This window comes from Roseateles violae, from assembly GCF_030410485.1.
GTDB classification, from domain to species: domain Bacteria; phylum Pseudomonadota; class Gammaproteobacteria; order Burkholderiales; family Burkholderiaceae_C; genus Roseateles_D; species Roseateles_D violae.
This window is the reverse complement of sequence record NZ_JAUHHC010000005.1, coordinates 160707-181440: the sequence shown is the minus strand read 5'-3', so window position 1 is coordinate 181440 and position 20734 is coordinate 160707. Positions and strand designations below refer to the sequence as shown.

18 protein-coding genes are annotated in these 20734 nt (G+C 68.9%); 17 read left to right on the top strand and 1 reads right to left on the bottom strand.

Annotated elements, in window-relative coordinates; all coding sequences use genetic code 11:
- Positions 1-3 precede the first annotated feature (3 nt).
- The 12 genes from ftsL to ftsA all read left to right on the top strand — a co-directional run bounded on the left by ftsL (position 4) and on the right by ftsA (position 15008).
- On the top strand, positions 4-294 hold the full coding sequence (gene ftsL / locus QWJ38_RS18420; protein WP_290360579.1) for a cell division protein FtsL: 291 nt from the start codon (positions 4-6) through the stop codon (positions 292-294).
- Positions 291-2102 carry a peptidoglycan D,D-transpeptidase FtsI family protein gene (locus QWJ38_RS18415; RefSeq protein ID WP_290360578.1) on the top strand — a complete coding sequence of 604 codons (1812 nt, stop codon included), beginning with the start codon at positions 291-293 and terminating at the stop codon, positions 2100-2102. Before ftsL ends, QWJ38_RS18415 begins: the two co-directional genes overlap by 4 nt.
- Positions 2102-3607 (top strand): UDP-N-acetylmuramoyl-L-alanyl-D-glutamate--2,6-diaminopimelate ligase, encoded by a 1506-nt coding sequence (locus QWJ38_RS18410; RefSeq protein WP_290360577.1) that lies wholly within the window; start codon positions 2102-2104, stop codon positions 3605-3607. The genes QWJ38_RS18415 and QWJ38_RS18410 overlap by 1 nt, the downstream gene beginning before the upstream one ends.
- Positions 3608-3615: 8 nt before the next feature.
- Positions 3616-5010 (top strand): UDP-N-acetylmuramoyl-tripeptide--D-alanyl-D-alanine ligase, encoded by a 1395-nt coding sequence (locus QWJ38_RS18405; protein WP_290360997.1) that lies wholly within the window; start codon positions 3616-3618, stop codon positions 5008-5010.
- On the top strand, positions 5000-6178 hold the full coding sequence (mraY, locus tag QWJ38_RS18400) for a phospho-N-acetylmuramoyl-pentapeptide-transferase (RefSeq protein WP_290360576.1): 1179 nt from the start codon (positions 5000-5002) through the stop codon (positions 6176-6178). The genes QWJ38_RS18405 and mraY overlap by 11 nt, the downstream gene beginning before the upstream one ends.
- 7 nt (positions 6179-6185) lie before the next feature.
- Positions 6186-7979 carry a UDP-N-acetylmuramoyl-L-alanine--D-glutamate ligase gene (murD, locus tag QWJ38_RS18395; protein ID WP_290360575.1) on the top strand — a complete coding sequence of 598 codons (1794 nt, stop codon included), beginning with the start codon at positions 6186-6188 and terminating at the stop codon, positions 7977-7979.
- The gene (gene ftsW / locus QWJ38_RS18390; protein ID WP_434064004.1) at positions 7976-9244 is read left to right on the top strand and encodes a putative lipid II flippase FtsW; all 1269 of its coding nucleotides are present in this window, start codon (positions 7976-7978) and stop codon (positions 9242-9244) included. Before murD ends, ftsW begins: the two co-directional genes overlap by 4 nt.
- A 115-nt stretch (positions 9245-9359) precedes the next feature.
- Entirely contained in the window at positions 9360-10451 is a 1092-nt protein-coding gene (gene murG / locus QWJ38_RS18385) for an undecaprenyldiphospho-muramoylpentapeptide beta-N-acetylglucosaminyltransferase (RefSeq protein ID WP_290360574.1), read from the top strand.
- Between the two features lie 79 nt (positions 10452-10530).
- Positions 10531-11940, top strand: a complete 1410-nt coding sequence (gene murC, locus QWJ38_RS18380) for a UDP-N-acetylmuramate--L-alanine ligase (RefSeq protein WP_290360573.1) — start codon at positions 10531-10533, stop codon at positions 11938-11940.
- The gene (locus QWJ38_RS18375; RefSeq protein WP_290360572.1) at positions 11940-12920 is read left to right on the top strand and encodes a D-alanine--D-alanine ligase; all 981 of its coding nucleotides are present in this window, start codon (positions 11940-11942) and stop codon (positions 12918-12920) included. Before murC ends, QWJ38_RS18375 begins: the two co-directional genes overlap by 1 nt.
- A 12-nt stretch (positions 12921-12932) precedes the next feature.
- Positions 12933-13769 carry a cell division protein FtsQ/DivIB gene (locus QWJ38_RS18370; protein ID WP_290360571.1) on the top strand — a complete coding sequence of 279 codons (837 nt, stop codon included), beginning with the start codon at positions 12933-12935 and terminating at the stop codon, positions 13767-13769.
- Positions 13770-13778: 9 nt separating this feature from the next.
- Positions 13779-15008 carry a cell division protein FtsA gene (ftsA, locus tag QWJ38_RS18365; RefSeq protein WP_290360570.1) on the top strand — a complete coding sequence of 410 codons (1230 nt, stop codon included), beginning with the start codon at positions 13779-13781 and terminating at the stop codon, positions 15006-15008.
- Here the strand turns inward: ftsA and QWJ38_RS18360 are convergent.
- Complete coding sequence (locus tag QWJ38_RS18360; RefSeq protein WP_290361016.1) at positions 15005-15247, bottom strand: hypothetical protein; 243 nt, start codon at positions 15245-15247, stop codon at positions 15005-15007. The genes ftsA and QWJ38_RS18360 overlap by 4 nt on opposite strands.
- Here QWJ38_RS18360 and ftsZ point away from each other — a divergent pair.
- The 5 genes from ftsZ (at position 15146) to QWJ38_RS18335 (ending at position 20733) form a co-directional block, all read left to right on the top strand.
- A complete protein-coding gene (gene ftsZ / locus QWJ38_RS18355; RefSeq protein WP_290360569.1) occupies positions 15146-16390 on the top strand; it encodes a cell division protein FtsZ in 1245 nt (414 codons plus the stop codon). The two genes, QWJ38_RS18360 and ftsZ, sit on opposite strands and share 102 nt — an antisense overlap.
- A 157-nt stretch (positions 16391-16547) precedes the next feature.
- Positions 16548-18587, top strand: coding sequence for a sensor histidine kinase (locus QWJ38_RS18350; protein WP_290360568.1), 2040 nt, complete (start codon positions 16548-16550; stop codon positions 18585-18587).
- Between the two features lie 17 nt (positions 18588-18604).
- Entirely contained in the window at positions 18605-19540 is a 936-nt protein-coding gene (gene lpxC / locus QWJ38_RS18345) for a UDP-3-O-acyl-N-acetylglucosamine deacetylase (protein ID WP_290360567.1), read from the top strand.
- Positions 19541-19565: 25 nt separating this feature from the next.
- The gene (locus QWJ38_RS18340) at positions 19566-19751 is read left to right on the top strand and encodes a hypothetical protein (RefSeq protein ID WP_290360566.1); all 186 of its coding nucleotides are present in this window, start codon (positions 19566-19568) and stop codon (positions 19749-19751) included.
- 211 nt (positions 19752-19962) lie between these two features.
- A complete protein-coding gene (locus QWJ38_RS18335; protein ID WP_290360565.1) occupies positions 19963-20733 on the top strand; it encodes an N-acyl amino acid synthase FeeM domain-containing protein in 771 nt (256 codons plus the stop codon).
- Position 20734: the final 1 nt, after the last annotated feature.

Genomic DNA, 20734 nt, shown 5'->3' with positions numbered 1-20734 from the left:
GACGTGGGCCGTCTGAACTTCCTGCTGCTGATTGCCGTGCTGGGCAGCGGCCTGGTGCTGGTGCACAGCGCCTATGAGGCGCGCCGCCTGTTCACCGAGATCGACCGCGCCAAGGTCGAGGCCGCGCGGCTGGAGTCGGACAGCCAGCGCCTGCAGGCCGAGCGCCATGCGCAGGCCACCAATCTGCGCGTCGAGCAGGTCGCGCGCGAAAAGCTGCGCATGAAGACCATCACGCCGGCCGTGATCCAGACCGCCGGCGACCATGGCGTCGCCGCCTCCGGAGCGCAGCGATGAAGGGGCTGCTGAAGGCCTTGTCCGGCAAGGGTGGCCGCCAGGCCGGCGCGCGCGTGTCCAATACGCGCAGCGTCAGCTATTCGACCAGCCCGCTGCTGGCCTCGAAGACGCCGTCCTGGCGTTCGCGTTTCCTGGTCGCGCTGGTCGGCCTGGCCTTTGCGGGCCTGCTGGGCCGCGCCCTCTATGTGCAGGTGATCGGCACCGACTTCTATCAGAAGCAGGGTGAGGCGCGCTATGCCCACACGGTCGAACTGCCGGCAAGCCGCGGCCGCATCAATGACCGCGCCGGCCAGGTGCTGGCCGCCAGCGTTGCCGTGCCCTCGATCTGGGCCATTCCCAAGGAGGTCGATGCCGATGCGGACAAGCGCCGTGCGCTGGCCAAGATCCTGGGGCTGAGCGGCGCCGAGCTGGAGAAGAAGCTCGACCCGGCGACCCGCTTTGTCTGGCTGCGCCGCCAGGCCGACGACCAGACCGCCGCCCAGATCAAGGCGCTGAACCTGAAGGGCGTGTTCCAGGACCGCGAGTACAAGCGCAAGTACCCGGAGGGCGAGGCGGCCGCCCATGTGGTCGGCTTCACCAATATCGAGGAGCGCGGCCAGGAGGGCATCGAGCTGGCCTTCCAGAAGGACCTGCAGGGCCGCGACGGCTCGCGCGCCGTCGTGCGCGACCGGCTGGGCCGCGTCGTCGAGGACATCGGCGAGCGGGTGCCGGCGGTCAACGGCCGCGACATCGATCTGTCGGTGGACTCCAAGGTGCAGTTCTTCGCCTATCAGCGCGTGCGCGATGCGGTGGCCGAGCACAAGGCCAAGGCCGGTTCGGTCGTCGTGCTGGACGCGCAGACCGGCGAGGTGCTGGCGCTGGCCAACTACCCGAGCTACGACCCGGGCGATCGCCAGAACCTCAGCGGCGCGCAGCTGCGCAACCGCGCGCTGACCGACATCTTCGAGCCCGGCTCGACGATGAAGCCGATGATCGTCGGCCTGGCGCTGGAGACCGGCCGGGTGACGCCCGACACCATCGTCAACACCGGCCGCGGCAGCGTCAGCATCGCCGGCTGGTCGCCGACCGACCACACGCCCAAGGACGCGCTGAGCGTCACCCAGATCATCCAGAAGTCCAGCAATGTCGGCGCCGCCAAGCTGGCGCTGGGCATGCAGCCGCGCGAGATGCACGAGCTGTTCACCAGCATCGGCCTGGGCCAGCGCCCGCAGATCAACTTCCCCGGCGCGATCACCGGCAAGCTGCGGCCCTACAAGAGCTGGCGCCCGATCGAGCAGGCGACCATGGCCTATGGCTACGGCCTGTCGGCCTCGCTGTTCCAGCTGGCCCATGCCTACACGGTGTTCGCGCGCGACGGCGAAGTGATCCCGCTGACCATGACCAAGCAGGCGCCCGGCACCCTGGTGCACGGCATCAAGGTCTTCTCGCCCAAGACGGCCGCCCAGCTGCGCGAGATGCTGCAGATGGCGGCCGGCCCCGGCGGCACCGCGCCGCAGGCCATGGTCAGCGGCTACAGCGTCGGCGGCAAGTCCGGCACCGCGCACAAACAGGAAGGCAAGGGTTATGCCGGCCACAAATACCGCAGCTGGTTCGTCGGCATCGCACCGATCAGCAAGCCGCGCATCGTCGTCGCGGTGATGGTCGACGAGCCCAGCAATGGCCAGTATTTCGGCGGCGCGGTTGCCGCCCCGGTGTTCAGCCAGGTGGTCGCCCAGACCCTGCGCCTGATGGGCGTCCCACCCGATCTGGACGTCAAGCCGCAGATCCTGGCGGTGCAGAAGACCCAGGCCGTCGAGGAGAGCTTCTGATGCTGACGAAGCTGAAATCCCCCGAGGCCGCGGCCCGCTGGCTGCAGGAATGGACCACCGGCGCGCTGCGCACCGACAGCCGCGCGGTGGCGGCCGGCGATGCCTTCATCGCCTGGCCCGGCTATGCGCGCGATGGCCGCGAGTTCGTGCCGGCCGCCCTGGCCGCCGGCGCGGCGACCTGCCTGGTCGAGGACGAGGGCGTCGAGGCCCATGCCTTCAGCGATGCGCGCGTCGCCTCGCTGCCGGGCCTGAAGAGCAAGACCGGCCTGATCGCCGCCGCCTACTACGGCGAGCCCTCGCGCGGGCTCGACATCGTCGCGACGACCGGCACCAACGGCAAGACCTCGACCGCCTGGTGGACCGCGCAAGCGCTGGCCCTGCTGGGCGCGCGCTGCGGCGTGGTCGGCACCCTGGGCGTCGGCGAGCCGCCCATTCCGGGGCATGCCGGCCGGCCGGCCGCGATCGAGTACACCGGCCTGACGACGCCCGATCCGGTGCTGCTGCAGGCGGCCTTCCGGCGCATGGCCGACGCCGGCTTCAAGGCCTGCGCGATCGAGGCCTCGTCGATCGGCCTGAAGGAGCATCGCCTGGCCGGCACCGCGATCAAGGTCGCGCTGTTCACCAATTTCACCCAGGACCATTTGGACTACCACGGCGATATGGACGCCTACTGGGCGGCCAAGCGCGAGCTGTTCGATTTCGAGGGCCTGCGGGCTGCGGTGCTGAACGTCGACGACGCCAAGGGCGCCGAACTGGCCGCCGAGCTGGCCGGCCGGCTCGATGTCTGGACCTATGCGCTGAATCGCGAGGATGCGCGGCTGTCGGCGCATGCGCTGCACTACCGCGCCGGCGGCCTGGCCTTCACGCTGCGCGAGGGCGATGAAGAGCTGCTGGTCGAGACCGGCCTGATCGGCGAGTACAACGTCGCCAACCTGCTGGCCGTCATCGGCGGCCTGCGCGCGCTGGGCCATGCGCTGGCCAGCATCGCCGCCCTCATCGGCCAGGTCACGCCGGTGCCGGGCCGGATGCAGCGCATCGGCAACGGCCGCGAACTGCCGCAGCCGGTGGTCGACTACGCGCACACGCCGGACGCGCTGGACAAGGCGCTGAGCGCGCTGCAGCCGCTGGCGGCCGCGCGCGGCGGGCGCCTGCTGTGCGTGTTCGGCTGCGGCGGCAACCGCGACCGCGCCAAGCGCCCGCAGATGGGCGCGATCGCCGCGCGGCTGGCCGCGCGCGTGATCGTCACCAGCGACAACCCGCGCCATGAGGCGCCCGAGCAAATCCTCGCCGACATCGAACAGGGCATGGCAGCGGACGCGCCACGCCTGGCCCTGGTCGATCGTCGCGAGGCCATTGCACGTGCCGTGCTCGAAGCCGGCGCGCGCGATGTGATCCTGGTGGCCGGCAAGGGCCACGAGGACTACCAGGAGATCGCCGGCGAGCGCCGGCCCTTCTCCGATGTCGACGAGGCGCGCGCCGCGCTGATCGCGAGGGCCGGGCTGTGACGACGCTGATGACCCTGGCCCAGGCCCACCACCTGCTGCTGCCGGCCGTGCCCGAGGCGCGGCTGATCGGTGACGGCGCCACCGAGATCGCGCGCGTGCACAGCGACACGCGCAGCCTGCAGGCCGGCGATCTCTTCGTCGCGCTGCGCGGCGAGCGCTTCGATGCCAACGACTTTCTCGCGCAGGCGGCGGCCTCCGGTGCCGTCGCCGCGCTGGCCGAGCGCGGCCTGACCGAGGCCGGCCTGCCCGGCATTCTGGTGCCCGACGCCAAGGCGGCCCTGGGCCAGCTGGCCGCCGCCTGGCGCCGCCACTGCCATCTGCCGCTGATCGCCGTCACTGGCAGCAATGGCAAGACCACGGTCACCCAGATGATCGCCAGCATCCTGCGCGCCTGGCTGGGCACGCACGCGCTGGCGACCGAGGGCAATTTCAACAACGACATCGGCCTGCCGCTGACCCTGCTGCGCCTGCGCCAGGACGATGCGGTCTGGCATCGCGCCGCCGTCGTCGAGCTGGGCATGAACCATCCGGGCGAGATCGCGCCGCTGGCCGCCTTCGCGCAGCCGACGGTGGCCCTGGTCAACAACGCGCAGCGCGAGCACCAGGAATTCCTGCAGACGGTCGAGGCCGCCGCGCTGGAAAACGGTGCCGTCATCGGCGCGCTGGGCCCGGCCGGCGTGGCCGTGTTCCCGGCCGAGGATGCCTGCGCGCCGATCTGGCTCGAGCTGGCCGGCTCGCGCGCCGTGCTGAGCTTCGCCCTGCAGGGCCAGGCCGACGTGACCGGCCGCGCGCGCTGGGTCGATGCGGGGCATTGGGCGCTGGAGCTGCGCACGCCGGCCGGCGATGCGCCGGTCGCGCTGGCCGTGGCCGGTCTGCACAACGTGCGCAATGCGCTGGCAGCCGCCGCCTGCGCGCTGGCGGCCGGCGCGCCGCTGGCCGCCATCGTGCGCGGCCTGGAGGACTTCCGCCCGGTCAAGGGCCGCTCGCAGCTGCGAAGCCTGGAGCGCGAGGGCCGGCGCATCACGCTGATCGACGACAGCTACAACGCGAATCCGGATAGCGTGCGCGCGGCGATCGAGGTGCTGGCCGAACTGCCCGGCGATTCCTGGCTGCTGTTGGGCGATATGGGCGAGGTCGGCGATCAGGGGCCGGCCTTCCATGCCGAGGTCGGCGCCTATGCGGCCAGCCGCGGCCTGGCCGCGCTGTGGACCGCCGGCAGCGCCGCGGCCGCCAGCGCGGCCGCCTACGGTGCGGGCGCGCGTCATTTCAATACGGTGGCCGAGCTGATCGGCGCCTTGTCCACCGCCCCGGCGGTGCAGAACATTCTGGTCAAGGGATCGAGATTCATGAAGATGGAACAGGTGGTTGCGGCGCTGGCCGCGGGAGCAAGCGATGCTGCTTAGCCTGGCCCAGTGGCTGCAGACGCTGTTCCCCGACTACGGCTTCCTGCGCGTCTTCAACTACATCACCTTCCGCGCGGTGATGGCGGCGATGACGGCGCTCTTGATCGGCCTGGCCTTCGGGCCCTGGGTGATCCGCCGCCTGACCGAGATGAAGATCGGCCAGCCGATCCGCCAGTACGGCGTGCAGCAGCATCTGGCCAAGAGCGGCACGCCGACCATGGGCGGTGTGCTGATCCTGATCGGCATCGGCATCTCGACCCTGCTCTGGTTCGACTGGAGCAACCGCTTCGTCTGGGTGGTGATGCTGGTGACCATGGGCTTCGGCGCGATCGGCTGGGTCGACGACTGGCGCAAGGTCGTCGACAAGAACCCCGAAGGCATGAAGAGCCGCGAGAAGTTCTTCTGGCAATCGCTGATCGGCCTGGTCGCCGCGCTCTACCTGGCCTTCAGCGTGTCGGAGACCTCCTTCCTCGGCGTGGTGCAGCTGTTCACCCGCTGGGTCACCAGCGGCTTCTCGACCGAGCTGCCGCCCAAGGCCGACCTGCTGGTGCCCTTCTTCAAGGCGGTCAGCTATCCGCTGGGGGTGTTCGGCTTCATCGCCCTGAGCTATGTCGTCATCGTCGGCACCAGCAATGCGGTCAACTTCACCGACGGTCTGGACGGCCTGGCCATCATGCCGGTGGTGATGGTGGGCTCGGCGCTGGGCGTGTTCGCCTACCTGACCGGCTCCTCGGTCTACTCCAAATACCTCTTGCTGCCCTACATCCCCGGCGCCGGCGAGCTGATGATCTTCTGCGCCGCCACCGCGGGGGCGGGTCTTGCCTTCCTCTGGTTCAACACCCATCCGGCCCAGGTCTTCATGGGCGACGTCGGCGCGCTGGCGCTGGGCGGCGGCCTCGGCACCCTGGCCGTGATCACGCGCCAGGAGATCGTGCTGGGCATCATGGGCGGCATCTTCGTCGCCGAGGTGCTGTCGGTGATGCTGCAGGTCAGCTGGTTCAAGTACACCAAGAAGAAGACCGGCACCGGCCGGCGGATCTTCAAGATGGCGCCGCTGCACCACCATTTCGAGAAGTCCGGCTGGACCGAGACCCAGGTCGTCGTGCGCTTCTGGATCATCACCATGCTGCTGTGCCTGATCGGCCTGGCCAGCCTGAAGCTGCGTTGAGCGACAGATGAAACATCTGAGCGGACTCAAGGTGCTGGTGCTGGGCCTCGGGGACTCGGGCCTGGCCATGGCCGCCTGGGTCGCCCGGCACGGCGCGGCCGCGGTCCGCGTCTGGGATTCGCGCGCCACGCCGCCGCAGCTGGCGGCACTGCGCGAGCAACTGCCGGCGGCCGAGTTCTTCCATGGCGAGCTGCAGGCCCAGGCGCTGGACGGCGTGCAGCTGCTGCTGAAGAGCCCCGGCCTGTCGCCGCTCGATGCGCGCCTGCAGCCCCTGCTCGAACGCGCCCGCGCGAGCGGCGTGCCGGTGCAGGGCGAGCTCGATCTGTTCGCGCGCGCGTTGGCCGATCTGAGGGCCGAGCGCCGCTACGCGCCGGCCGTGCTAGCCATCACCGGCACCAATGGCAAGACGACGACCACCTGCATGACCAGCCTGCTGGTCGAGCGCGCCGGCCGGCGCGTCGCGACGGCCGGCAATATCGGGCCGAGCATGCTGACGACGCTGGGCCAGGCGCTGGACCTTGAGCCCGTGGTGACCGTCGAAGAGGCTCCCGCTGCCGAAGCGGATGCCGTCTTGATGGAGGAGACCGGCGGCGAGCCGGTCCTGCAGGCGGCGGAGGACGCTGCGCAAGGGTCCGAAGCGGCCGAGCCGGCCGAAGATGTGCTGCCGCCGGCCGTGTCGACGCTGGACGAAGTCGACGCCTTGCTCGACGCGGCGCCGCTGCCGATCAAGCCGCCGCCGCCCAGGGGCCCGGTGTTCGAGCACCTGCCCGAGGTCTGGGTGCTGGAGCTGTCGAGTTTCCAGCTCGACGAGGTGCAGGGCTTCGAGCCGACGGCCGCCGCGGTGCTGAACCTGACGCAGGACCATCTGGACTGGCATGGCGATATGGCCGCCTATGGCCGCGCGAAGGCGCGCATCTTCGGCACGGACTTGAATAGCGGGGTGGTGATGGTGATCAACCGCGACGACCCGCTGGTGGAGGCGATGGTGCCGGCCCCGGTGCTGGTCAAGCAGGGCCGTGGCCGCCCGGCCAAGAGCGTCTCGCGCCAGGTATTGCGCTTCGGTCTGGACGCGCCGCAGCGGCCCGGCGACTTCGGCCTGATCGAGGAGGGCGGCATGGCTTGGCTGGTGCGCGCCCGCGAGGCCGACGAGACGCAGCTGTCGAAGAAGCGCGGCCGTGACGAGGACGAGGAAGCGCTGATCATCCAGCGCCTGATGCCGGCCGACGCGCTGCGCGTGCGCGGTCGCCACAATGCCGCCAATGCGCTGGCCGCGCTGGCCCTGGCCACCGCCGCCGGCTGCCCCTTGGCGCCCATGCTGCACGGCCTGCGCGAATACCGCGGCGAGCCGCACCGCGTCGAGCATGTGGGCACGCTGGACGGCGTCGATTTCTATGACGACTCCAAGGGCACCAATGTCGGCGCCACCGTCGCCGCCATCCTGGGCCTGGGCGCCGACCGCGCGCCGGCCAAGCTCGTGCTGATCCTCGGCGGCGACGGCAAGGGCCAGGACTTCTCGCCGCTGGCCGCCGGCGTCGCGCGGCATGCGCGGGCGGTCGCCCTGATCGGCCGCGACGGCCCGCAGATCGCCGCGGCGCTGGCCGGCAGCGGCGTGCCGCTGCAGTCGCAGGAGAGCCTGGAGGCGGCCACCGCCTGGTGCCTGGCCCAGGCGCAGAGCGGCGACAGCGTGCTGCTGAGCCCGGCCTGCGCGAGCCTGGACATGTTCCGCAACTACGCGCACCGCGCCGAGGTCTTTGTCGCCACGGTGCGGGCGCTGGCGGACGAGCGGGGGGTGTCGCTGTGAGCGCCGCGCTGTCCTTGAAATCGCTGGGCCAGCGCCTGCGCGCGCTGGGCGGTGGGGCGCGCGGCGAGGCCGGCGGCGCCGATGTGCCGGTGCGCGACTGGGTCTCCACCTCGGCCGGCCAGCCGACCAAGCTGCAGGGTGTCGACCTGACCCTGGTCTGGGTCGTCGTCGCGCTGATGGCCCTGGGCCTGCTGATGGTCTACTCGGCCTCGATCGCGATGCCGGACAACCCGCGCTTCGCCAAATACCAGCCGACACATTTCCTGACCCGTCATGTGGTTGCGGTGCTGTTCGGCCTGGTGGCCGCCCTGGTCACCGTGCAGGTGCCGGTGGCCACCTGGGAGCGCCTGGCCCCCTGGCTCTTCGTCGCCGCGCTGGTGCTGCTGGTGGTCGTGCTGATCCCGCATGTGGGCAAGGTCGTCTACGGCGCGCGGCGCTGGATCCCGCTGGGGGTGATGAACTTCCAGCCCAGCGAGCTGGCCAAGATGGCGATCGCGATGTATGCGGCCAGCTATATGGTCCGCAAGATGGACGTCAAGGAGAACTTCTTCCAGGCGGTCTGGCCGATGGTGGTCGCGCTCGGCGTCGTCGGCGTGCTCTTGCTGGCCGAGCCCGACATGGGCGCCTTCATGGTGATCGCGGCGATCGCGATGGGCATCCTGTTCCTGGGCGGCGTCAACGGCCGCATGTTCTTCCTGATCGTGGCGGTGCTGGTCGGCGCCTTCGTGCTGATGATCACCTTCAGCGAGTTCCGCCGCGAGCGGATCTTTGCCTATCTGAATCCCTGGGACGAGAAGTACGCGCAGGGCAAGGCCTACCAGCTGACCCATTCGCTGATCGCCTTCGGCCGCGGCGAGTGGTTCGGCCAGGGCCTGGGCGGCAGCGTCGAGAAGCTGCACTACCTGCCCGAGGCCCATACCGACTTCCTGCTGGCCGTGATCGGCGAGGAACTCGGCTTCGTCGGCGTCGCCGTCGTCATCATCGCCTTCTTCTGGCTCTCGCGCCGCCTCTTCCACATCGGCCGCCAGGCGATCGCGCTGGATCGCGTGTTTGCCGGCCTCTATGCGCAAGGCATCGGCATCTGGATGGGCGGCCAGGCCTTCATCAATATGGGCGTCAACCTCGGCGCGCTGCCGACGAAAGGCCTGACCCTGCCGCTGATGAGCTTTGGCGGCTCGGCGATCTTGATGAACTGCGTGGCCCTCGCTGTTGTTCTCCGCATCGACATCGAGAACAGACAACTCATGCGAGGAGGCCGCGCATGAGTATCGTATTCCGGGCCGAGCGCCGGGCCGCTCCCAAGCCGGCCCGCGATGCCAGCCGGCAGGCTGGCGTCCCCTCGGGGGACCGACCAGCGTACCCGCTGGGCGAGGGGCGCCAATGAGCAAGCACCTCGTCATCATGGCCGCGGGCACCGGCGGCCACATCATTCCGGGCCTCGCCGTCGCGGACGAAATGAAGCGCCGTGGCTGGAGCGTGTCCTGGATGGGCACCGAGCAGGGCATGGAGAACAGGCTGGTGCCGCCGACCGGCCTGCCGCTGGACCGGCTGGCCTTTGCCGGCCTGCGCGGCAAGGGGTTGAAGCACGCGCTGACCGGCGTGTTCAAGCTGGTCCAGGCCTTCGTCCAATCGCGCCAGGTCTTCGTCACGCGCAGCGCCGATGCGGTGCTGGGCATGGGCGGCTATGTCTGCCTGCCCGGCGGCCTGATGGCCTGGCTGATGCGCCGCCCGCTGATGCTGGTCAATGCCGACGCGGCCATGCTCTTGAGCAACCAGAGCCTGAAGCCCTTCGCCCGCCGCATCGGCTTCGGCTTCGACGGCGTGGCCGCGGCCTCGACCGACAAGGCCGTCGTCACCGGCAATCCGGTGCGCGCCGAGATCGAGGCGCTGCCGGTGCCGGCCGCGCGCTATGCCGGCCGCACGGGGCCGCTGCGGCTGCTGGTCGTCGGCGGCTCGCTGGGCGCGCGCGCGATCAACGAGGTGATCCCGCAGGCGCTGGCGCTGTGGCCGGCCGAAGAACGCCCGCGGGTCGTCCACCAGGCGGGCCAGGCGAATCTGCATGCGGTGCAGCAGGCCTATCGCGAAGCCGGTATAGAACCTGGTGATGGGGCGGAGATCCTGCCCTTCATCGAGGACATGGCGGCGCAGCTGGCCGCCGCCGACCTGATCGTCTGCCGCGCCGGCGCGGTGACGGTCAGCGAGCTCTGCGCGGCCGGCCTGCCGGCCGTGCTGGTGCCGCTGGTGGTCAGCACGACCTCGCACCAGCGCGACAACGCGATCTTCATGGCCCAGCATGGCGCGGCCATCCACCTGCCGCAGCAGGAACTCAGCGCGCAGGGCCTGCACGAGCTGCTGCGCAGCCTTGACCGCGAGGCGCTGCTGGCCATGGCCGAGAAGGCCCGCAATCTGGCGCGTCCGCGCGCCGCGGCGCGCGTCGCCGATGAAATCGAATCGATGGTGAAGCCATCATGAAGCACGCAGTCAAGCACATCCACTTCGTCGAAGGCAGCGAGGCCGCCGAAGCAATCACCCCGGCCCGGGAGGCTCGGCCATGAAACACGCGGTCAAGCACATTCACTTCGTCGGCATTGGCGGCGCCGGCATGAGCGCCATTGCCGAGGTGCTGCACAGCACCGGCTACCGGGTCTCCGGCTCCGACCAGAACGACAGCGCGGTCACGCAGCGGCTGGCGGGCTTGGGCATCACCGTCCATATCGGCCACGAGGCCGGGAACATCGCCGGCGCACAGGCGGTCGTCACCTCGACCGCGGTCAAGGGCGACAACCCCGAAGTGATCGCCGCGCGCGCGAAGAAGGTGCCGGTGGTGCCGCGCGCGGTGATGCTGGCCGAGCTGATGCGCCTGAAGAAAGGCATCGCGATCGCCGGCACCCACGGCAAGACGACGACGACCTCGCTGGTGACCTCGGTGCTGATCGAGGCCGGCAGCGATCCGAGCTTCGTGATCGGCGGCAAGCTCTTGGCCGCCGGCGCGAACTCGCGCGTCGGCCAGGGCGAGTACATCGTCGTCGAGGCCGACGAGAGCGATGCCTCCTTCCTGAACCTGCTGCCCATGATGGCCGTCGTCACCAATATCGACGCCGACCATATGGAGACCTATGGCCATGACTTCGCGCGCCTGAAGCATGCCTTCGTCGACTTCCTCGAGCGCATGCCCTTCTACGGCGCGGCGGTCCTCTGTGGCGACGATGCAGGCGTGCGCTCGATCATGCCCCTGGTCTCGCGGCCCATCGTCCGCTACGGCCTCGGCGAGGACAACGAGGTGCGCGCCGTCGACGTGCAGGCGCTGCCGGGCGGCCAGATGCGCTTCACGGTGCAGCGACGCAACGGTCAGGCGCTGCCGGATCTGCAGGTGACCCTAAACCTGGCCGGCGAGCACAACGTCTTGAACGCGCTGGCGGCGATCGCCGTTGCGACCGAGCTGGAACTGCCGGATGCGCCGATCGCCGCCGCCCTGGCCAAGTTCGGCGGCGTCGGCCGGCGCTTCCAGTCCTATGGCGAGCTGCCCGCCGCCGATGGCGGCCGTTTCGTCGTCATCGACGACTACGGCCATCACCCGGCCGAGATGGCGGCCGTGCTGTCCGCCGCGCGCGGTGCCTTTCCGGGTCGGCGTCTGCTCTTGGCCTTCCAGCCGCACCGCTACACCCGCACGCGCGATTGCTTCGAGGACTTCGTCAAGGTGATCTCGACGGCCGATGGCGTGCTGCTGACCGAGGTCTATGCGGCCGGCGAGGCTCCGATCGCCGCCGCCGATGGCCGCGCGCTGATGCGCGCGCTGCGCCTGGCCGGCAAGGTCGATCCGCTCTTCGTCGACGAGGTGGCGGCGCTGCCGCGGGCGATCGGCGAGCAGGCGCGCGATGGCGATGTGGTGATCGTGATGGGTGCCGGGTCCATCGGCGCGGTGCCGGCGCAGACGGTTGAACTGTTGAAGGAGGTCCGGTAATGCCGCTGAACCTGGATCTGAATATCGATGTGAAGTCGCTCGGCAAGGTGGCCGTGCTGATGGGCGGCAGCTCCGCCGAGCGCGAGGTCTCGCTGACCATGTCGGGCCCCGGCGTGCTGAAGGCCCTGCAGGCGCAAGGCGTGGACGCTGTCGCGTTCGATCCCTCCGAGCGCGAGCTGGGCGAGTTGAAGGCGCTGGGCGTCGCGCGCTGCTTCATCGCGCTGCATGGCCGTGGCGGCGAGGACGGCACGGTGCAGGGCGCGCTCGAATTGCTGGGCATTCCCTACACCGGCTCCGGCGTGATGGCCTCGGCGATCGCGATGGACAAGGTGATGACCAAGAAGGTATGGCTGGCCGACGGTCTGCCGACGCCGCGCTGGGTGACCTTGCGTCCGCACGAGCAGCAGCCCGAGCGCGTGCGCTTGGTGCCGGACGAGCTGGGCCTGCCGCTATTCGTCAAGCCGCCGCACGAGGGCTCCAGCATGGGCGCCTCCAAGGTCAGCGGCTACTCGCAGATGCAGGAGGCCGTCGAGCTGGCCGCGCGTTTCGACAGCGCCGTGCTGTGCGAGGAATTCATCGAGGGCCTGGAGCTGACCTGCCCGCTGCTGGGCGAGGGCGAGACGGCGCAGGCGCTGCCAGTGATCCAAATCGAGGCGCCCGAGGGCAAGTACGACTACCAGAACAAGTACTTCACCGACGTCACGCAGTACCACGTCGGTCGCCTGTCCGAGGCGCAGGAGCAGGAAATCCGCGCGCTGGCGCTGGCCGCCTACCGCTCGCTGGGCTGCCGCGGCTGGGGGCGTGCGGACCTGATGCTGCGCAAAAGCGACGGCCGCGCCTTCCTGCTGGAGATGAACACCTCGCCCGGCATGACCTCGCACTCGCTGGTGCCGATCTCGGCCAAGGCGGCCGGCATCTCCTACGAACAGCTGTGCCTGTGGCTGATCGCCCAGGCGCGGCTGGACAGCAGCAAGGCCTGATCGAGACAGACGATGCCCGCCGCCAGCCTGACGCCCAACCCGCTGCCGCCCGATGTCCGCATGATGAATGCGGTGTCGGCGCTGCTGCTGACCGGGCTGCTGCTGCTGGCGCTGGCCTTTGCCGCCAAGGGACTGCTGCGGCTGCCGGCCTTTGCGATCCGGGCGATCCAGGTCGAGGGTGACGTGACGCGCAACAGCGCGGCCTCGCTGCGCGCCAATGCGCTGCCGCATCTGAGCGGCTCCTTCCTCAGCATGGACCTGCAGGCCGGCCGCCAGGCCTTCGAGGCGGTGCCCTGGGTGCGCAGCGCGACGGTGCAGCGGGTCTGGCCGAACCGCTTGAAGGTGCGCCTGGAGGAGCACCGGCCGGCCGCCTACTGGGAAACCAAGGCCGAGGGCGCCGACGCCGACAGCGATGCCAGCGTCGAGAAGTCGCTGGTCAACAGCTTTGGCGAGGTCTTCCAGGCCAACCTCGGCGATGTCGAGGACGAGGACCTGCCGCTGCTGGCCGGTCCGGCCGGCAGCTCGGCCGCGATGCTTCGCATGTGGCAGCTGCTGCAGCAGCAGGTGGCGCTGATCGGCGACCGGGTCGAGCGCCTGGACCTGTCCGGCCGCGGCTCCTGGCGGCTGAGCCTGGAAAAGGGCGCCACCGTCGAGTTGGGTCGCGGCAGCGAGAGCGAGGTGCTGGCGCGTTTCGGCCAGTTCGTGCGCACGATCACCCAGATCACCTCGCGTTACGGCACCCCCCTCTTGTCGGCCGATCTGCGCCATCAGGACGGCTATGCGGTGCGCCTGCGCGGAATATCGACGACGCCGAATCCGGCCAATAAGCCGGGTGTCAAGAAAAACTAAAGGATGAGCATGGCCAAGGAATACAAGGATCTGGTCGTTGGTTTGGATATCGGCACAGCCAAGATCATGGCCGTCGTGGCCGAGGTGCTGGGCAATGGCGAATTGCGCATTGCCGGCCTGGGCGTCGCTCCCTCGCATGGCCTGAAGCGCGGCGTCGTCGTCAATATCGACGCCACCGTGCAGTCCATTCAGCAGGCGCTGAAAGAGGCCGAAATGATGGCCGACTGCAAAATATCAAGGGTTTTCACGGGGATTACCGGCAGCCATATTCGCGGCCAGAACTCCACCGGCATGGTCATCGTGCGCGACAAGGAGGTCACGCCGGTCGATGTCGCGCGGGTGGTCGAAACGGCCAAGGCCATCAATATCCCGAACGACCAGCGGCTTTTGCTGGTCGAGCCGCAGGAATTTGTCATCGACGGCCATGAGGTGAAAGAACCGATCGGCATGAGCGGCGGCCGGCTGGAGGTCAAGGTCCATATCGTGACCGGCGCCCAAAGCGCGGCCGAGAATATCGTCAAATGCGTGCGCCGCTGCGGTCTGGAAGTGGACCAGCTGGTTTTGAATCCCAGCGCCTCCAGCCTGGCGGCGCTGACCTCGGACGAGCGCGACCTGGGCGTGGCCATCGTCGACATCGGCGCCGGCACCACCGATGTGGCGATCTTCACCGGCGGCTCGATCCGGCACACGGCCGTGATCCCGATCGCTGGGGACCTGATCACCAGCGATATCGCGATGGCCCTGCGCACGCCGACCAAGGACGCCGAGGAGATCAAGGTCGAGCACGGCGTCGCCAAACAGCTCTTGGCCGACCCGGCCGATCAGGTTGAGGTGCCCGGTCTGGGCGACCGCGCGCCGCGCATGTTGTCCAAGCAGGCGCTGGCCGGCGTGATCGAACCGCGGGTCGAGGAAATATTTTCGCTGGTCCACCAGGTGATCCGCGAGAGCGGGTATGAGGAACTGCTGTCCTCGGGAATCGTGCTGACCGGCGGATCGGCGGTGATGCCGGGTATGGTGGAACTGGCCGAGGACATATTCCTCAAACCGGTGCGGCGCGGCAATCCGACCTATTCGGGCGCGCTGTTCGACATGGTTTCGAATCCCCGCTCGGCGACAGTGATGGGTTTGCTGGAAGAGGCGCGTCTGTCGCGCACCCGGGGTTTGAAGGCGGCCCAGCAGGCCGGTTCCATGAAAACCATGTTTGGCCGGGCCAAGGATTGGTTCCTCGGCAACTTCTAAAAAGACGAACGCCGGCCGCGAGCCGGCGCTTGGGGTATGGCAAAACTGCCGAAATCAGGCGGCAGTTTTGTAAAAAAAGGGCTGTTCCCTGTATTTTTCAACGGTTTGCTTGGGCATAATTGGCGAAGGAGGTTCATATGGCGATCGAGATGATTGAAGAGTTTGACCAAGGCACCCAAATCAAGGTGATTGGCGTTGGCGGCGGCGGCGGCAACGCGGTCGACCACATGATTGAGCAAGGGGTTCAGGGCGTGGAATTCATCTGCGCCAATACCGATGCGCAGGCGCTCAATCGCTCGAAGGCGGACCAACTGCTGCAACTGGGCAGCTCGGGCCTCGGTGCAGGTGCCAAGCCGGAAATGGGCAAGGCCGCGGCCGAGGAGGCCGAGGAGCGCATCCGCGAATCGATCGCCGGCGCGCACATGCTGTTCATCACCGCCGGCATGGGCGGCGGCACCGGCACCGGCGCCGCGCCGGTGATCGCCAAGGTGGCCAAGGAAATGGGCATCCTGACGGTCGGCGTCGTGACCAAGCCCTTCGAGTTCGAGGGCAATCGCCGCTCGAAGGCCGCCGATGCGGGCCTGGCCGAGCTGGAAGCCAATGTCGATTCGCTGATCGTCGTACTGAACGACAAGCTGCTCGACGTGCTGGGCGACGACGTCACCCAGGACCAGGCCTTCGCGCATGCCAACGACGTGCTGAAGAACGCCGTCGGCGGCATCTCCGACATCATCCACATCCCCGGCCTGGTGAACGTCGACTTCGAGGACGTCAAGACGGTGATGAGCGAGCCGGGCAAGGCGATGATGGGCACGGCCCAGGCCAGCGGGCCGGACCGCGCGAGCAAGGCGGCCGAGGCGGCCGTCGCCTGCCCGCTGCTGGAAGGCATCGATCTGTCCGGCGCGCGTGGCGTGCTGGTGCTGATCGCCGCGAATCGCAACACCTTCAAGCTGAGCGAGTCGCGCAATGCGATGAACGCGATCAAGCGCTACGCCAGCGAAGACGCGCACATCATCTATGGCACCGCCTATGACGAGAGCCTCGGCGATGCGCTGCGCGTGACGGTGATCGCGACCGGCCTGAGCTCGCAGCGTGCGCGCCAGCAGGCCCCGCTGTCGGTCGTGCACCAGACCGAGGTGATGCGTCGCACCGGCACCGACAATATGCCGGTGCTGACCCAGCAGGTCAGCGTGCCGGGCAGCAGCGCGGCGGCCGGCCTGGCCGGTCTGGGCCATGGCGCCCATGGTGGCGACTACGGCGCCAACCCGGTGCCCAGCGTCTGGCGCCACGGCCGCACGGCCGCCGCCAAGGTCGAGGCCCTGTCCTCGAACGGCATGGACGAAATCGAGATCCCGGCCTTCCTGCGCAAGCAGGCCGACTGAGGATCGAAGACCGGGCGCCCTCGGCCCGGCATCCCCGCAAGACCCGGCGCGGCATCGCCAACCTCCTTCCCGCCGCGCCGGGTCTTCATCATTTTTGTGCGCCCGCTTGTGTGGCATGCTTGCTCATTGCATGGCCAACAACAAGAAGTGCCCTTGAATGGCTGAGTCCCTCCGTTCCGGCTGGATGCGATCGCTGGCCCTGGTGCAGGCCCTGCTGTTTTCGGGCCTGCTGCTGCTGTTGCAGCCGGCAGGGGCGCAGATGATTCCGCTGCCGGAACAGGCGCCGCGCAGCGGCGGCCAGCAGGCGACGACGGCGCGGCTGGCGATCAGCCAGTGGAGCGCCGACGATCTGAAGGCCTGGTGGGCGGCGCTGCGCACCATGGACGGCGGCCCCGGCAGTTTCCCCGACCACCTGCCGCCGCGCCTGCAGCCGCCGGACGATCCGGCCGCCTGGCGGCCGGTCAGCCTGCCAGATGTGCGCACGCGCGAGGCCGGCAAGGGCCTGTCGGCCGAGGACCCGCAATACCAGATGCGCTGGTACCGGCTGCGCTACACGCCGCCGCAGGGGCGCTGGTCGACCAGCGTCGCGCTCTATATGCCTCGGCTGGTGACGATGGCGGCGGCGGTGCTGGTGCATACCGAGGAGGGCTGGCGGCCGGTGTTCGACAACCAGGCCGGCGCGCGCGAGCAATGGGTGCGGCCGCTATGGGCCGCCTTCCCGGCCGCGCTGACCGAGCTGCGCCAGGAGCAGGAGCTCGATGTCGTCGTCGCGGTGCCGGTGCTGCGCGACAGCTTCTATGCGGTCTCCAGCGCCTGGCTCGGCGCGCGCGAGGATCTCGAGCCGCAGTACCAGCGCCGCTGGGCCTTGCAGATCGGCGTGCCGCAGGCAACCGGCCTGACCTTGGTGGTGCTGGGCCTGTTTTCGTTCGCGCTGTGGGTGCGCCGGCGCGAGGAGCCGGCCTATCTGCTGTTCGCGCTGGCCACCGTGGCCTGGCTGGTGCGCAATCTGCACTACCACCTGGACCTGCCGCGCACCCGGCTCGGGCTGGAATGGTTCTGGTGGGCGACGCACGCCTCGATGTCCTGGGTGATGCTGCTGACCTTTCTGTTCGCGCTGCGCTTCGCGCGCCAGCGCCATCCGCAGTTCGACCGCGCGATGGCCATCTTCGTCATCGCCAGCAGCCTGCTGTCGATGCCGATCTGGCTCAGCTGGCTGGACACCCTGGTGCTGCAGCATGCGGTCAACGCGATCGTCGGCACCATAGGCACCTTGTTCGTCGGCGCGGTGGCGGTGCGCGAGGGCAGCCGCGAGCTGCGGCTGATCGCGCTGAGCCTGCTGCTGGGCCTGGCCCTGGGCGTGCACGATCTGTTCCTGCTGGCCGGCTGGGCCTGGCCCGAGCACATCTACCTGATGCCGTTTGCGACGCTGATCATCGTCGTCAGCTTTCTCTATGCGGTGCAGCGACGCTATGTCGGCGCGCTCGACGAGGTGGAGCTGACCAATGCCAGTCTGGCGCAGAAGCTCGAGCAGCAGGGCGCGCAGCTGCAGGCGCAGCACGACCGCCTGCGCGAGGCCGAGCGCCAGCAGGCGCTGCTGATCGAGCGGCAGCGTCTGATGCAGGACATGCACGACGGCCTGGGCTCCTCGCTGCTGTCGGCGATGGTCGCCGTCGAGCAGGGCAGCATGGACCAGGACAAGGTGGTCGAGGTGCTGCGCGAATGCGTGGACGATCTGCGCCTGGTGATCGATTCGCTGGAGCCGGTCGGCCACGATCTGGTCTCGCTGCTGGCGACGATGCGTTACCGCCTGGGCAAGCGCCTGCAGGCTGGCGGCCTGGTGCTCGAATGGGACGTGCAAGACCTGCCCCCGCTCGAATGGCTGGAGCCGCCCGACGCGCTGCATGTGCTGCGGCTGATGCAGGAGGCGCTGTCCAATGTGCTCAAGCATGCGCGGGCGACGCGGGTGCGCATGGTGACGCGGCATCACGGCAGCTATGTCGAGATCCGCGTGGAGGACGACGGCGACGGCTTCGACGTCGGCAATGCGCCGGCCGGCCGCGGCCTGAAGAGCCAGCAGCGCCGCGCCCAGCGCCTGGGCGGCCATGTGCGCATCGACAGCAGCCCCGGCCACGGCACGCGGCTGAGCCTGCGGCTGCCGGTGTTGCGCAAGGGCCCGACTCAGCAGAACCCCGGGTAATCACCGACAATCGGGCCATGCTGCAACAAAGAACCATCAAGTCGCTGACGCGGGCCGTCGGCGTCGGCATCCACAGCGGCCAGAAGGTCGAGCTGACCCTGCGACCGGCGCCGGCCGATACCGGCCTGGTGTTCCGCCGCGTCGACTTGAGCCAGCCGGTCGAGATCCCGGTCAGCGCCGAGTCGGTCTGCGACACCCGGATGGCGACGACGATCAGCCCCGGTGGCGAACCGGGCGGCCCCAAGGTGCAGACGATCGAGCACCTGCTCTCGGCCTGCGCGGGCCTAGGCCTGGACAATCTCTATATCGACATCAGCGCCGACGAGGTGCCGGTGCTCGACGGTTCGGCGGCCAGCTTCGTCTACCTGCTGCAGAGCGCCGGCATCGCGCTGCAGGATGCGCCCAAGCGCTTTCTGCGCGTCAAGAAAACCGTCGAGGTGCGCCAGGGCGAGGGCAAGCGCCTGATGTGGGCCAGGCTGGAGCCGCACCATGGCTACACCCTGAGCTTCCAAATCGAGTTCGACAATCCGGCCGTCTCGGCGACCGGCCAGCACTATGTGTTCGACATGGGCTCGGGCCAGTACAAGCGCGAGATCGCCCGCGCGCGCACCTTTGGCATGACCAGCGATATCGAGCTGATGCGCTCGCGCGGCCTGACCCTGGGCGGCTCGATGGACAACGCCATCGTCGTCGACGACTACCGCGTGCTGAACGCCGACGGGCTGCGCTACGACGACGAGTTCGTCAAGCACAAGATCCTCGATGCGATCGGCGATATGCAGGTCGTCGGCCATCCGCTCCTGGCCGCCTACACCTCGTTCAAGGGCGGCCATGCGCTGAACAACAAGCTGCTGCGCGCGTTGCTGGCCGACCCCGAGGCCTACGAGATCGTCAGCTTCGACGACGAGCGCGAGGCCCCGCAGGGCTTTGCCGAACTGGCGCCGGCCTGGTAAATCGGTTCAGGGAATACCCGAACTCATGCTGATCTTCCGCCTCGTCGTCGGCCTGCTGCTGTTTGCCGCCGTCGTCTGCTTCGCGATGTATATCGGCACCCGCCAGCTCGTCTGGCGCCGCCGCGGCCTGGTCATCGTCAAGTGGACGGTGCTGGCGGGGCTGGCCTTCTTCGCGGTGCTGATCCTTGAGCGCCTGGCCTTGCTGCTCTGAGCGATTTCCGCCCGTTTCTTCTTTCTTTTTCGTGACAGCCGAGCGCAGGGTCGGGTCTTGACTCGGTTGTGGCGCCGATGACGCGCCCGGGGTGAAGCCGCTTGCGCGGCTTGGACGGCTGCGCTAAGTTCGGCCTGCGTGGGTCAGTTTGTGAACTGGTTCACGAATTGAGCCGCGCGGAGGGCGCGGCCGCCAACAAGAAAGAGCTGTCATGACAAAGCCGGGTAGCCCCGGAGGCTTCGAGGGGGGCCTCAGCGAACGTTTGCCGTTTCGCGTCACCATTGCGAACCGAGACGAACTGACCGAAGTGGCGCGGATGCGTGCACTTGCCTATGGCCGACACTTGCCCGAACTGGGGCAGCGTTTGTCAGAGCCGGAGCCGGCCGATTTCGAATGGGGCTGCGAAGTCATCGTGGCCAAGTCCAAGCTCGACGGCACGATACTGGGCACCTTGCGGACGCACACCAATGTGCTGAAGCCGCTGCCGCTCGAAGCGTCGATGACGCTACCCGCGCGCTATCAGGGCAAGCGCCTGGTCGAAGCGACGCGGCTCAGCGTGCAGAGCGGCGGCAATGCCTCGCTGGTGCGCAATGCACTGTTCAAGGCCTTTTATCTCTACAGCCTGGGGCAGGGCGCCGATTGGCTGGTCGTTGCCGGCCGGCGGCCGGTGGACCGGATTTACGATGGCCTGCTTTATACCGACGTCGCCGAGTCGGGCGCCTTCTATCCAATGGCCCATGCGGGCGGCTTGCCGCACCGCGTAATGAGCATGGCCGTCGCCGAAGCCGAGCCGATCTGGCGCCAGGCCGAGCATCCGCTGTATGGCTTTGCTTTCCAGACCCGGCACCCCGACATCGATCTTGACGCCGTGCGCGATCTCAGCGTGGTCTGGGGCGTGACCAACCCGACACCCGGTGTCCGCAACCATGCCCTCCATTCGAGCATTCCCTTGCGTCGCGCCAGCGGCGCCGTTCTAACCTGAG